The 14304-nt window shown below is 41.5% G+C and carries 15 protein-coding genes and 1 riboswitch; all 15 genes read right to left on the bottom strand.

Annotation, left to right across the window (positions count from 1 at the left end; genetic code table 11):
• Positions 1–108: 108 nt before the first annotated feature.
• Positions 109–627 carry a helix-turn-helix domain-containing protein gene (locus AB3Y88_RS07065; protein ID WP_054756427.1) on the bottom strand — a complete coding sequence of 173 codons (519 nt, stop codon included), beginning with the start codon at positions 625–627 and terminating at the stop codon, positions 109–111.
• Between the two features lie 186 nt (positions 628–813).
• Positions 814–1365, bottom strand: a complete 552-nt coding sequence (locus tag AB3Y88_RS07060; RefSeq protein WP_054756426.1) for an NUDIX domain-containing protein — start codon at positions 1363–1365, stop codon at positions 814–816.
• A 14-nt stretch (positions 1366–1379) separates the two neighbouring features.
• Complete coding sequence (folP, locus tag AB3Y88_RS07055) at positions 1380–2471, bottom strand: dihydropteroate synthase (RefSeq protein WP_228888380.1); 1092 nt, start codon at positions 2469–2471, stop codon at positions 1380–1382.
• A gap of 2 nt (positions 2472–2473) precedes the next feature.
• Positions 2474–3787 (bottom strand): folylpolyglutamate synthase/dihydrofolate synthase family protein, encoded by a 1314-nt coding sequence (locus AB3Y88_RS07050; protein ID WP_228888379.1) that lies wholly within the window; start codon positions 3785–3787, stop codon positions 2474–2476.
• Between the two features lie 25 nt (positions 3788–3812).
• Positions 3813–4868, bottom strand: a complete 1056-nt coding sequence (gene folE / locus AB3Y88_RS07045) for a GTP cyclohydrolase I FolE (protein ID WP_228888376.1) — start codon at positions 4866–4868, stop codon at positions 3813–3815.
• Position 4869: 1 nt separating this feature from the next.
• A complete protein-coding gene (gene folB / locus AB3Y88_RS07040) occupies positions 4870–5226 on the bottom strand; it encodes a dihydroneopterin aldolase (RefSeq protein WP_228888373.1) in 357 nt (118 codons plus the stop codon).
• Between the two features lie 61 nt (positions 5227–5287).
• A riboswitch (ZMP/ZTP riboswitch) is annotated at positions 5288–5365 on the bottom strand.
• A 145-nt stretch (positions 5366–5510) separates the two neighbouring features.
• Positions 5511–7562, bottom strand: a complete 2052-nt coding sequence (locus AB3Y88_RS07035) for a methyl-accepting chemotaxis protein (RefSeq protein ID WP_228888371.1) — start codon at positions 7560–7562, stop codon at positions 5511–5513.
• Positions 7563–8118: 556 nt separating this feature from the next.
• Positions 8119–9042, bottom strand: coding sequence for a flagellar hook-associated protein FlgL (flgL, locus tag AB3Y88_RS07030; RefSeq protein ID WP_228888368.1), 924 nt, complete (start codon positions 9040–9042; stop codon positions 8119–8121).
• Positions 9043–9048: 6 nt separating this feature from the next.
• Positions 9049–10575 carry a flagellar hook-associated protein FlgK gene (flgK, locus tag AB3Y88_RS07025; RefSeq protein ID WP_056960594.1) on the bottom strand — a complete coding sequence of 509 codons (1527 nt, stop codon included), beginning with the start codon at positions 10573–10575 and terminating at the stop codon, positions 9049–9051.
• A 21-nt stretch (positions 10576–10596) separates the two neighbouring features.
• The gene (locus AB3Y88_RS07020) at positions 10597–10956 is read right to left on the bottom strand and encodes a hypothetical protein (RefSeq protein WP_056960595.1); all 360 of its coding nucleotides are present in this window, start codon (positions 10954–10956) and stop codon (positions 10597–10599) included.
• A 3-nt stretch (positions 10957–10959) separates the two neighbouring features.
• Entirely contained in the window at positions 10960–11247 is a 288-nt protein-coding gene (flgM, locus tag AB3Y88_RS07015; protein WP_054756416.1) for a flagellar biosynthesis anti-sigma factor FlgM, read from the bottom strand.
• 144 nt (positions 11248–11391) lie between these two features.
• On the bottom strand, positions 11392–12498 hold the full coding sequence (gene fliY, locus AB3Y88_RS07010) for a flagellar motor switch phosphatase FliY (RefSeq protein ID WP_228888366.1): 1107 nt from the start codon (positions 12496–12498) through the stop codon (positions 11392–11394).
• Entirely contained in the window at positions 12491–13504 is a 1014-nt protein-coding gene (gene fliM, locus AB3Y88_RS07005; protein ID WP_056960596.1) for a flagellar motor switch protein FliM, read from the bottom strand. Before fliM ends, fliY begins: the two co-directional genes overlap by 8 nt.
• A 16-nt stretch (positions 13505–13520) precedes the next feature.
• Complete coding sequence (locus tag AB3Y88_RS07000) at positions 13521–13913, bottom strand: chemotaxis protein CheW (protein WP_056960597.1); 393 nt, start codon at positions 13911–13913, stop codon at positions 13521–13523.
• A gap of 18 nt (positions 13914–13931) precedes the next feature.
• A complete protein-coding gene (locus AB3Y88_RS06995) occupies positions 13932–14294 on the bottom strand; it encodes a response regulator (RefSeq protein WP_367293412.1) in 363 nt (120 codons plus the stop codon).
• Positions 14295–14304: the final 10 nt, after the last annotated feature.

Below are 14304 nucleotides of genomic sequence, written 5' to 3'. Positions count from 1 at the left end.
ATGAGTAATTCGGAGTTAGCACTCAAATTTTGACTTATGGAACACATTTATCCGGAATAAAAGAGGGGTAATCACGCCGTAATTTATTAATTATTTTGACTTTTAAGTTTATTTCTTGTTTCGAATTGCGGCATCCAATTTTTTTAGATAAACATTCTCAATTTTAGTATAGGAAAGTTCCTGTTCTAAATGTTTGATTTGTTTTTGTTGCCGCTTAATTAGCTGTTGTTCAGTATTTCTCTTGGATGTTTCTTTCTTTTTCTTAACCATCTTGGGTCGTCCTATCTTAGATAAAATTATGGCTTTAATTCCAAATTGTCGCATTAATTTAAGCCAATTATAAACGACTGTGTGGCTGATATCAAAGTGGATGGCTGTTTTTTGAATACTGGTAGCGTGGTTCAAGTAGTAGGTAATAACCGCTAACTTGAAATCATTAGAATAGCGACGACATTTAAACTGTTTAAGTCCGGTGGGGCCAAAAGCTTTATAACGCGACACCCAAATTACTAACAGTGTATCACTCGGCACCTTATACTTCAAACACAGTGTGTGCAATGAATTTTCACCATTTAAATATTCTTTAACGACTTTCAGCTTAAAGCTGTAGGTATAATTACGTGTCAAAAAAGCACCTCCAAAACTTGATTTACATGTCCAAGTTTTGTAAGGCACTTCACTTATGTCACACTCTCTTAGTTGCAATTCGAAAGATTCAGTTAGACATTTAGTAATCAATAACCTCCAAGTATGTATCAATCAGTACTTGGTTTGGAGGGCTTAAATTCAGTTGTAACCATGGTTCTTGGAAGTTTAAGTGCCGCTTTCTTTTTTATGTAAAAGCTCATAGTAACCTTTGAATTCAGCTGTCGCCTGCTCTTTTCCCAATAGATAAACCGGCAGCTCTGCAATTGGTGGCTGCGGTTGCTTGGAAGCTAGAAAAAGGCGATACCGCACATCAACATGAAAATGACTGACCTCATGTTTTACAGGATTGCTAGGAATATAAATCAAGTTAAGATCAAGCAGTTCAGCAGGTGTACTTGCTGTCGCCTGTGCTCTGCGACCGGTTTCTTCGTGAAATTCCCGCAAAGCGCACTCCAGCGTACTTTCACCGCTTTCAACATGTCCCGCGGGTAACAAGATTTGCTGCAGATATGGATGCTTGATGAAAAAACATTTATCATGGTTAAAAACAACTGCGCTGGCAGATAAATGTAGCGCACTTTTGCGGTCCGTTAAGGTTGCACTTGGAACTGCTGTAACTTTTTGTTCAATTTGTGATAATTTTTCTGCATTTAACCAAGGTCTATTTTGTTGTCGCAACCGTAAAATTGCGTCCAAAACTTCTTTTTTGGAATCCACTTCGCATCTCCTCCTTACTTGACTTCCAGTGTTTGGCGGCAGAGCTGATAAACCTTAATCATCTGCTGAGTTTCTTTAACATCATGCACCCGCAGAATTCGCCCACCTTGTTGCAGCATCTCATTTTCAAACAATAAAGTCGACAACAAACGCTCTGCCGGTTCCACCGCGAGTAGCTTACTGATAAAACTCTTACGTGAAACAGCAATCATGATTGGTGTATTCAATTCCGCTAATAAATTAACTGATCTAATTTTCAACAGGTCAAACTCTAATACCTTTGTATTGGAAAAGCCAACGCCGGGATCAATGACAATATTTGCCGCACTGAGCCCGTGGGCTTGCAACTTCTTAATGGAGTTACTGAAATAGTCTTTTAGATCAGTCGAAAAAGTCGGCTTTTGTTCCGCCTGATTGCGTCCGTTGAACATTGTAACTACTGCTGGAGTGTATTCACGTACCAATTCCAACTTCTTTTTTGATTGAAAACCGTCAATGTCATTTATAATCTGCACGCCAGCAGCTAAAGCACGTGCAACTACACTATCAGTATTGGAATCGACCGCCAAGATAATTCCTGGAAAGTTCTTCTTGAGTTCTTTAATGTAGGGAGCAATACGTGCCCATTCTTCTGCCGCGCTGATTTCAGTAAAGTTCGGCTTGGAGGACTTACCGCCAAGTTCAAAAATCGCAGCTCCTGCACTGATTTCCTGCTCTACCCGCTGCAAAACCGTCTTAAGATCCGCGTTAACCCCTCCATCATAAAAGGAATCCGGTGTAATATTCAAAATCGAGTAGATTAAAGGATCCGTGGTTACATCAAATGAAAAATCGCGTCCTTTAAAAAATACCCGGCTGTCCTGCAATATTTTTTCAAGGTCTTCACTTGGCGTACCAAAGACTGTTTTCCAGCATGCAAGCAGTCTTTTCAAGCTCGCAGTTGCCAATTCTGCGGTAACTTTTTTACCTGCCCTCGAAAAACACACATTTTGCTGCTTTAACAAACCCAACAGCTTTGTAATCTCAGCCTGTGAACCGCTAAATTCCACTGTCAACTGGTCAAAAAAGCGACTTTTACATTTGCAGCTGGCTGCTTGAATAATCAATATTACCCCTCCTTATTTTTGGGCACAATTAACTTGCGCACTGCTTTTAACAAGTAAAATGAACCAACTACCAGTATAAGTCCGTCTTCCTCCTTAGCTGCTGCCACCGCTTGGTTAAATGCCTGGCGTGCGGCAGTAAAGGCTGGAGCATGCATTCGACTGATTTTATCAAAAACCTGCTGCAGCTCAACTGCTGCAAGCTTGCGCGTGGGGTGCTCTGGTTCAGTCAGATAAAAGCTGGCGTTTTTGATTTCAAGCAACTTGGCAACACAATGTCCATAATCTTTATCTTTCAAGAAGCCAACAACGATTTTTTTGGGTTTTTCTGGATATAACGTATTCACGGTCGCTGTGAAAGCTTTGATTCCATCAAGATTGTGCGCTGCATCCAAGATAATTAATGGTGCTGTCTTAATTTTCTCGAATCTGCCTGGAATTGAGAGGGATGGCATTGTTTTAGCAATTAGCTGCTCCAACTTAAAGTTACGTTTTTCTTTGGCTAAAAAGACTTGCAGCCACCGCAGGACTGTCGCCAAGTTCTCTTGTTGATAGGTTCCCAGCAAGGAATATTCAAAAGTACATTCCGCATGCGCCGTTTTCAGCTGCATGACGGTTTTGGTTTGCGCTGTTGCAACCACCCGCAGTTCAACTGTGGCAGCCAGATGAACCTGTGCAGCCATGCGCCGAGCTTGTTGTGCTAAGATTGTATAAACTTGCGGCGGCTGTTTAGGTGCAATAATCACTTCTGCATGCGCACGTATAATTTTAGACTTGGTTACTGCAATTTCCGCAATTGTCGTCCCTAAAATTCGCGTGTGATCCAATCCAATTTTAGTAAATATGGAATAAGCAGTCGTTTTGACTGCATTTGTCGCGTCTAGTTCACCACCCAGACCGCACTCCAAGACTACATAGGCAACCCGGTGCTCTGCAAAATAAAGCATTGCCACCACAAAAGTCATCTCGAAAGCAGAAAGCGCAGCCGGATCAAGTTCCATTTTCACCAATACGGCTGTAATCACTTTCACGTAACCCGCAAAACTGGCTGCAGAAATCATGGTGTCATCTATGCGAATACTCTCAGTCACCTCATCAATGAATGGACTGGTAAACAAACCGGTGCGCTCGCCCATCTTTTGCAGTAATGCTGCAATCATGGTACTAGTTGAACCTTTGCCGTTCGTTCCGCAAACATGAATGATCTTAAACTTTTCATCAGGGTGTCCCAATTGGTGCAGCACCCGTTTTAGTAATGCAATCCGATCGCCTTGTCCATAGAGAAAACTAGGCAATTTTTTGGTCGTATCATTCGCCATCCTTTAGATCTCTTCCTAACATTTTTTAATTCAAAACACGCAAGAATTCCGCACGTAATTGATTGTCTGTATCAAAATTACCGGTAAAATAGGTAGTCCGTGTCGTCGAATTACTTTTTTTGACGCCCCGCATCTCAATGCACATGTGCCGGGCATCTACCACCACCGCAACTCCCAGCGGATCTAAAATGTCCGTTAAAGTCTCCGCCACATCACTCGTAATCTTTTCCTGCAGGCTTAACTTGTGGGCTACAAAATCCACCAACCGCGGAATTTTACTCAATCCGATAATCTTCCCATTTCTTGGGATATACGCAACGTGAGCTTGCCCAAAAAAGGGCAACATATGATGTTCACACATTGAATAAAAAGGGATATTTTTGACAAGGACCATTTGGGAGTTGTCTTTTTTAGGAGTCGCAAAAATTTTGTAATCTTGAAATTCACTTTGCTTTTGCGAAGAGAAAATCTCTTGGTACATTTTAGCGACACGTTGGGGAGTCTCCTTAATCCCTGCCCTTTGCGGATCATCTCCGATTGCCTGCAACAACTCCGTGACGGCCTGTTCAATTACTGCCATACTATCCTTTTTTTGAGGTACTTTGGTAACCTTTTGCTGCGGTTCTGCTTGTTCTAAAGCCGCAATGCTCTCTGTGATCTGCTTAAAGTAAGGTTCAGTTTGCGGATAAATATCCAGCAATGGCCGCAATACAAACAAACGTTTGAAAGCTTCTTTGTGCGGAACAATCAAGTCTTGACTGTTAAGCCGTTCAGTTCCCCAAAAAATAATGTCAATATCTAATGTCCGCGGTCCCCAATGAACCTTCCGTACTCGTTGTAGCGCAGCCTCAATCTGATGAATAATTTGTAAAAGTTTTGCAGGCTGATAAGTGGTATAAATTTTAGCAGCCACATTTAAAAACATTCCTTGTTCAACTCCCCCAACTGGAGAAGTTTCATAATAATCAGAAACTTGATCGATTATTATCTGGTGATCATTGCCCAAATATGTGAGGGCCTTTTCGATATTTTCCTGTCGTGCACCCAGATTGCTGCCCAAACTTAAATATATACTTTCCATCTTACTGCTCCATCTCTATTTCAACATTATCTAAAATTCCATCAATTGGAACACCCAGCTTCTTTACGCTAACTTTGACTGTTGCAATTTTTGTACGTTCAATTTTCTTAATTTCTTTGATAATTGTCAAAGCTAACGTTTCGATTAAATCAACTCGACTGTCTTTAACAATTTGTGCAATCGTAGCATAAAAATCAGCATAATTAACAGTCTTTGCCACTTGATCATCAAGAGTTGCTGGATCGATGTTTAATTTCACCTCAAGATTGATCTCAATTTTTTGGCCCAATTTTTTTTCTGCTTGATAAACACCAATGTGACTGTGAAACTTCATGCGGTTGATTCTAATTGTATACATGTTCTTCCCCCTTCTTGATTCATGATCTCGTTACAGCAAAAAGGGCACTTCAGCATAAAAGCAGAAGTGCCCAGGCGGTCGACGTGATAGAGTTATACTCCGTGTGGTTTACCCACTTCCGCCAGTAATACAACTCTCGCTGTCTTTCAAATTAGCATTGTTCAATTTAATTGTCAATATTTTATCTGAAGTGTACAAAGCCCTATAGATTAGCGTCAGGTAACGTGGGTAACTGAACTTGTTATTATTCACATTCAATCGCTGTGGACGATGCACTGAATCACCTAGTCCTTGACATCAAACCGATTCGCATCTTTTTTCAAGACGCCAGCCACGTTCTTCAGATCCGCAACATGATTTGTAAACTCTTCACTTGTTGCAAGTACTTCTTCGGAATTTGCCGAAACTTCTTCAGCACCTGCTGCATTTTCCTCAGTGGAAGCCGAGATATTTTCTATATTTTTCAAAATTTTGCCTTGGACATCCTCAATCTTCTTACTTGCACCGTGAATGACTTGAATCCCTTCCGTAATCTGCTTGGTGCTATCTGTGACTTCACGTGTTGATTCACTTGCACGTGCCAAGATATCCGTTAAGCGTTGACTATCTTTGAGTGAAGCGTTTGTTTGGGTGACCATCTGGGTAGACTGTTTGCGAATCTGCAACACAATTTCTTCAATCTCTTTAGTCGATGACTTGCTCTGATCCGACAATTTACGGATCTCGGTTGCAACAACTGCAAACCCTTTGCCAGCATCCCCCGCTGAAGCTGCTTCAATTGAGGCATTCAACGCCAGCAAGTTAGTTCGCTGTGAGATCTCATTGATCACACTGATAATCTTGGTAATATTTTGAATCTTGTGGTCCATCGTCTGGACTTGTTCGAGCGTGCCTTTCATCTTTTCCAGCTCTTCACTCCAGCCATCACCAACGCTGCCCGCAATTCCTATATTTTCATTATTCAATTCATCCGCTTTTTCAGCCTGTTTGTTTAATTGTTCAATTCGCGTATGCATGTCTGCAATGATCTGTGATAATTCTTGCAATTGACTGACACTTTCACCAGTTTCCTGAGCCTGTGAACTAGTAACCTCCGCAATCCCCGTAATTGTTTGTGCGACTTCTTCCATTGCCTTGGCTGTCTGTTTAGACAAATCCAATAAAGTATCAGAGCCATTGGCGACTTTGTCACTTTCCTTTTGGACTTTTTGAACCAGCACACCAACTGCTGCAATCATATTGTTATACTTGAAAGCTAGACGCTGCGTCTCGTTTCCATGCGCTAAAGGCCAAATGAACTGATTGATCTTTTTAGTAAACCAATTCTTATTCTTCAACTGCTGCGGGTTAATCTTTAATAAGTTGCCCTGCTCAGCTTTTCCAAAGTAGTCAATCAAAGTCCCGATCATCCGCTTAACGCCCTGAGTAACAACGACTGCTACTGCAATCACTATTACTAACACAACTGCAGAAATTATCAGCGAAGAAATTACCAACGATTGTAGCTCGGGAGTCAGTTCATTTGCTTTAAGCTGGGCAACAGCAAAAATTCCATTGTTGACGTCTGCATCTCCATTATCATAGGTAGCTGTCTCAACCGCAGATTTACCCTTCAATAAGATATTGCCCGCTTTTTGCTTATTCTGTTTAATCTGCTTGAATAACTCTGACTGGCTAATATTTGTATTTACTAAGGATTGATTTTTGGCGGCTAATACAACCCCATTACTGCCAACCAGCATTGCATTCCCTGTTTGTCCAATTGCCATTTTTTGCAGTTGCGCTTGGACATCATCATACAACACATTAAAGGCCAAGACTCCGGTTTGCCCCTTCGAATTACTGAACGCTTCAGCAATAAAGACGACATAACTGTTAGTCTTAGAATCGAAAAACGGTTTGGTCCAATAGACGCTCCCCTTGTGTGCGAGAGCTCCTTTATACCAAGCTTGTGTTGTAGGATCTTTAGCGACCAATGAACCTTTATCATTTGTCACAGATTGTCCGTTTGGCATTACAAAAACCGTATCAGCCATAATATCGTTCTCGATTTCTGCTGAAGAGATCGTCTGCTTGATCTCTTCTTTGTTAAAATCATTCTTAAAAGCGGCTTGTTGAACCAGGCCCGTCAATGCTTTTGTAGCGGAGACATTCAACGAATCGCGGCTTTTGAGAACCATTTCAACAGCTGCTTTGCGGCTTTGTGCCGTCCGCTTCAGTAATAATTGTTCTGTACTGTGATAAGAACTAGCCAGCATGATCAAAATTGGAATTAACCCCATTGCGATCAAGCCAGTTATAATCACTTTCGCGATACTTTTATCTTTATTTTTCATAATATGGTAAACAATCCTTTCATCCCGTTATTTCCTTGATAGAAACGTACATTATTATTAAATCGGAACAAACTCTCATTTTTTTAATGGCAGCTGCTTTTTTTCTCTAAAAAAACTAATTCTTATTATTTATTTTTTGTTATCCTTAACCTCTAAAATTATTATTTATAGTTAACCTTAAAGCTAATTTGATGGCATAGCCGTCTGAACCTAAACTGCGCCGAAATAAAAAATTTTGGCGCTGAAATCCACTTAATTCGTAGCATGTAAAAACCTAAGTTATATTCACACTTTGCCTTAGAGCACACGTTTACGTGCCTTGAATAAAGGAATAAGAGTGGAACAAAATATGTTTAGTTGGCAAGCATTAACAGCGTTGACCAAATAATTTTGGGATAGGATTATCTGACGAGGTTAAGTGCAGCTAACTGACTTTTGGGGCACGTTTTAGCACTAGCTGTTTGGAAATAAGGGACAAAAAAAGAGTTCGCGACTTTTGTCCCAAACTCTCCTTCTTACTTTTTATGTGCTTCAATTTTCAGCTAGGGTGTCCGTCCTAGCTCATGTAGTTCAATACCGATGTCTGCATGATCTTGGTGCCCATCGCCAAAGTTGCTTGATAGGCAGTCATTTGATTCTGATATTCCATATACTTTTGGGCAACATCCACATCCTGCTTATTTGAAAGTTCTTCTGTCAGATTTGTTTTTTCAGTTGTGTTACGAGACTGCGCAGCCGTTAAACGATTCTCTAGCGCGCCAACTCGGGAACGCACTGTTACAAAGTTCTCGCTGTAATTATCGATTCCCTGCAAAAGATTTCCTGAAAGCGCGGTTTTATCATTAGAATTCAGGGCAGTAATCAGACTGTTGAAATACGTTCCGAGATTTTGCGGCTGAGTACTCGTGCCAGTTTCGTTCATTAAAGTATTTCCGTTTGCTAAAAGATCAACTGAAACTCCATTCGAGATTTCTCGTGAAAGATTCTGCGATGTTCCATTGTACTTCAAGCCCGTAATGTCACCTGCACTGTTTTTTTGCACCTCGAAAGGAACCGTCGTGGTATTTTCGCCACCAAAAATGTAGCGCCCATCAAAGTTAGTATTCAAAGTATCAACTAGCTCTGAAATACTCTGTTGAATCTCATCTTTATTAGCGGCGACTTCATCAGTTCCCGAAGTTGCCGTGGCAGATGACTGCACTAACGTCCGAATACGCGAAAGCGAGTTGCTGACACTGCTCAGTGCTGAATCTTGGACTTGAGACCAAGAAAGTGCGTCCGAGATAGTAGTTGAGTACATCGAATTTTGTGCAACTGAGTTATTTAAATCCATGATTTTCGAAGCAAGCAACGGGTTATCAGAAGATTTACTGATCTCCTTGAAACTTGATAACTGATCCATTGACTTTTGGACCTTGCTGGAATTGGAACTTAGATTCTGCAAAAAATCGCTGTATGTAATATTATTAGAGATTCTCATCTTTTTCTAAACCCCCGTTCTGTTGATTAAGGTATCCAACATCTCAGAAACAACCGAAAGTAACCGTGCATTAGCTTGAAAACCCTGTTGAAAGCGAATTACATCCGACATTTCTTCGTTTAAAGAAACCCCAGAAGTCGATTCATTTTTATACTCAAGTTGATTAAGCACTGAAAGCTGTGCAGCAGAAGTATTATCAGCTTGCTGCTTGGAAATCCCATTTTTGGTAACCATATTATTGAAAGCCGATGCAAAAGTTTTACCACTGGTTTCTTGCGTAAACTGCATTGTTGTCTGATCGTAGCTTGCAAGCTCAGTCGTCGACACTGGATAACCGAATTTAGTAGTCGCAAGCTTAGAAATTGCCAGTGCGCGACTGCCATCTCCTGTTGCAGCAGTCTGTCCCGCAGAAATTGTGGTGGGATCACTAACCAGCGCCTCATTGACTTTAAAATTCTCAGCATAATTGGCGGAATCATTTCCAATTTCAAAAAAGCCGCTGTTGCTTTGCTTACCATCAGTAAAAACTGTATTGGTGGTCTTAGCAACCGTTTCTGCAAAATCATTCAATTCTTGCAAGCGATCTTGGATCTCATTGGCTGAATTCTGCAATCCACCTAACGTTCCTGTTGAAATCGTCAATGGGCTGTAGGTCGACTGGTCAGCAGTCGTTCCTGCTTTTGTTAATAAAATTGTTCCTGCCGGATAAGCGGTTGTAATCGTAGTCTCGCCGTTAACGGTATTCCCATCTTTGGCAACTGTACTCTGCCCTGTCTGGCTTCCCACGACTACGCTTAACGTTGCCTGAGTGTCCACAGTCAAAATATCCTGCCCATCACTTTGGACAAAAGCGCGTCCGTATTTATCTGTAGTGGTGGTGATATTTGCGAGTCCCGAAAGATCTTTCAATACTGAATCACGCGAATCCAAAAGATCATTCGGTGTTTCACCTTGACTTGTCAGCTTGTAGATTTGTTCGTTCAAGTCCTTCAGTTGCGTGACTTTTTCGTTAAAGTCTAATGCATTTTTGGCAACATCTTGAATTGTATCAGATTTCAATTGATTAATATTCGTTGCCATTCCACGCAGCGTATCTGCAAATGTACTGGCATTTTGAATTACCAGCGTCTTGGCCGTACCCAGTTCCGGATTATTAGCAAGTTGCGTCCAACTGCTAGTCAATGTCGATAATTGAGTCATCAAACCATTATCCGAAGGTTCATTAAACATATCTTCCAACTGTCCGAGCGTATCTGACTTCTGCTTGGAAAACTGATATTGTGAATTGCTGTCGCGAATTTGTCCCCGGACAAAATCATCAACGATTCGCTCTACTCCGCCAGACTGAACTCCCGTCCCAAGAGTCCCAACTCCTGGCAGACTATAAGGCGTGCTCGTCTGCAACAGCACTCTTTGCCGAGAGTAACCATCTGTATTCGTATTGGCAATATTGTGGCTGCTCGTCTGCAGTGCAACCTGATTAGCGGACATTCCGCTCGTCGCAGTGCCCAATGTTCCAAATAGTCCTACCATTCAACAAAATCCTCCCTTACGCTAGACTTCACGATCAATCATTGCTGTTCGCTGTGTATCAAAGACTTCTGCGTTCTTAGAATAAGTTCCCGCAGGATTCTTAAGATTAGCTTTGACGGCTGCCATCAACATCTTTTGATATCCGATCGCCTGTTGTGTTAATAACGTATTTTCTACTTGTTGTACTTTGATTTGACGCAACAGTTGCCGTGTGTCAGCGGAAATTTCCCCTTCATAATTCTGCAGCAGTGGTACAAACTGCTCCTTTTGTGCGACTAATGCTAACAATTCCTCAGCTTGATCTTTAATTAGGAACTGCTTTTCCCGCTTAAGAATACGACTGAACTTTTTCAGTTGCACTTGAAATTCAGTTTCTTGCATCCTCTAATCTTCCTTTTGTTCAGCATTCAAACCCAACATCTGATCGGCAATTTCTGCAGCTGATACTTGGTAAGTGCCATTTTTAATCGCATTTTTTAACTGGTTGACTTTTTCCACGTCAACACCTGTTTCAGCACTTGCTGCTTTCCTAATTTTTTGTGCATTCTCTGATAAGGTCACTTGTTCAGCAGTAGCCGACTTAGCAGCTTTATCGGTCTTCTTGCTGTTCAATTGCTGCCCTTGTTCAATTTGTTGATAATTATTATTTTCTTGATAGCGTTCAATTTTCATCGCGTCCACTCCCTTCAAAAAAGTCTCACATTTTACATATCGGCAGAATTAAAAAAAGTTAAACCGGTAGGAATAACTTTTTTTGACTTTCATTTTAATTTTACAATTTTACGTGGCTAATCCTCAAGGTAATTGACGCGTTGCTTATTTAAGCCGGTGAATTCGTTGACTCGGTGATAGAATATTAGTGATACGAATTCCAAAGTTCTCATTAATCACTACAACTTCACCTGTTGCAATTGGCTTACCATTCAACAGAATCTCCAAGGGCTCATCAGTCAACCGATCAAGTTCAATCACTGAACCCGAATTAAAGGAAAGAATGTCACGAATCGTTTTTTCACTGCGTCCCAAAACCACGCTAAGATTAAGCGGCACGTCCAGCAATAGATCCAGATTGTCACCTTCTGCGGCCTTATTTTCTTCTAATTGTTGAAATTCAGGTTTGCTGACTTCAACCACCCGCTTAGACTGTCCTGTTACGCTCGCTTTTTTAGGTGCCTCGGCTGCGACATCTTTAGGAACCGGTTTCTTTTCCGGTTGCTGAGTCTTTGCTGCAGTATCGTCACGTTCAATCACAGTTGCTTTATCAGAGAGCAATGCATTTGAGATATCTTTGACCATATCTTCAGTAAAGATTTGCATGATTTCACTTTCAATTAGACCTTCAACAGAAAGTGAAAATGAAATGCGATAGATTTCCTCTGCTTTGACAATCCCTTTATACTCGATATTTGAAGCATCTTCCCAGAGCTTCACAGAAGGAGGCAGAATGTCAACTTTCTTGTTGATCATTGTTGCCATCGAAGTTGAAGCAGAACCAATCATCTGGTTCATGGCCTCTGCGACTGCACTTAACTGCAGTTCGCCAAACTCATCTGATGTTGGATTTCCATCTCCACCCATCATCAAATCAGCAATCACTACGGCGTCTTTAACCTCCAGCAAAAACAGATTTGAGCCTGCAAGGCCTTCTTTGAATTCAACAATTGTTGCAACTTTAGGCGCATTAACGCCCGCTAAAACCTCTTCAAACTTCAATTTTGAAACTCGCGGAGTTGTAATGCTGACTCTGCGGTTTAAAATCGAGGAAAGCGTTGTTGCTGCCTGCGACATTGAGATATTACCGACTTCACCGATAATATCCTGCTTGGCTTTTTCATCAATCCCGGTGTCTTGGTGTTCGTCTTTAGCGGACGCGTTTCCAGCCATCAGTGCATCGACCTCTGCTTGTGATAAAGTGTCACTCATTGTCTTGTTCTCCCTCCAACTTATCGATAAGTTCGACCGCTAGTTGTTGATTTTTCTTCCCCAGCTTAACCCTGTAAAAAGGGCTGCCTTCAATATATGAATTCAACGGTTCCGTTATCTTGCGGTCCAATTTGATAACATCGCCCACTTCTAGGTGTAATAGGTTCGCCAATTCGAGCTGCGCATTTCCCAGCAAGACTTCCAACTGCAGCTTAACGTCATTCATCCCTTTTTGCAGCTTCTTTTCTTCACTTGCATCAAATTCGTGACTGGTATCAAACCAGCTGCGAAAACTCAGCTTATCAGTGATCTCATCGAAGAAAACGTACGGGATGCACAGATTAACAAACGTTGCAACTCCGGCAATATTAGCAGTAAAAGTTACCATAATCACCGGCTCATTAGGGGACATATTCTGCAATAATTGCGGATTGCTACTCAGTCCCTCAACTTTTGTCTCCAGCTTGACAATTTCACTCCACACATTTTGAAAGATCTTGCCAAATTCTTGCACAACTTCCTCAAGCACAGCTAGCTCAATGTCGGTGAACTCTTTTTTTTCATCGATCTTATCCAGAGCACCAATATTTTTCTTACCATCAGGTCCACCACACAGCAACTCAACCAGTAACATGCACAATTGTGGATTCATCTCCAACAGCTGCACACCCTTAAGCGGTTCGGAATGAAATTGCCCGATGAGAGTCACCCGCGGTATCGAATGGACGAATTCATCATAACTGACCTGTTCAATCGAAGCGAGCTGAAAGTTAGCATTGGTGCGCAGCAAAGTTGAAAAGGTATTACTGCTCACTTTTGAAAAGTCTTCGAAGATCATGTGCAGCGTATTGACGTATTCCTTCGAAAGCTTCGTTGGCCTTCTGAAATCATAGCTCTTGACCTTTACAGCGTCATTTTCTTCTTCAATTTCTTCTTGGCTGATCTCACCGTTGTCCATTGCTTTCAACAGCGAGTCAATTTCTTGTTGCGTCAATACTTGGTCCACAGAGATCCCTCACTTATCAAAAAATCAATTGTTTCACATCAACAATATTTGCCACATCATCTTTAACAGCCACCATGCCAGCGTAATACTTCCCTTTTGAAGCATCTCCCAATTGAATATCTTCAGGTGTCACATCGACGACCTTGATTACTTCCTCAATTAAAAGCCCTTTGCGTTCTTCTTGATTCTTCATAATCAGGATATTCATATTTTCTGCTGGTGCTTCAATCTCCAACAACTCCGCAAGACCCGTAACAGTTAGGACAGAGCCTCTAAGGTTAATCAGCCCTTTAATCCAATGCGGAGCTAGCGGTACCTTCGTAATTCTGACAGTGTCAATTACTTCTTCTACAGTATCAGCAGCGATTAAATAAAACTGCTGCTTCATTTTAAAGAGAATCATCTGCATCATATCATCTCCTGACTTTTAGGAAAGCGCCTTGTCAAGCGCCTTAATAACGCGTTCCGTATCAAAGGGCTTAACAATAAAGTCAACTGCTCCGGCTTTAATGGCTTCCATCACCATTTCTTGCTGCCCCATCGCACTGCACATCACGACCTTAGCGCCGCCATCAAACGCCTTGATGCCTTTAAGAGCCTCAATTCCGTCTACATCGGGCATTGTAATATCCATCGTTACCAAATCCGGTTTAGTTGCCTGATACTTATCGATAGCTTCTTGCCCGTTTTGCGCCTCATCGGCCACTTCATACCCGTTCTTTTCCAAAATATCCTTTAATTTCATGCGCATAAAAACAGTATCGTCAACAATCAAAACTTTTTTTCCCAATTCAATTATC

Origin of the sequence: Liquorilactobacillus satsumensis (assembly GCF_964065465.1) — a bacterium.
Lineage (GTDB): Bacteria > Bacillota > Bacilli > Lactobacillales > Lactobacillaceae > Liquorilactobacillus > Liquorilactobacillus satsumensis.
Note: the sequence above shows the minus strand (reverse complement) of the source record. Positions and strands in the feature narration are given on the sequence as shown.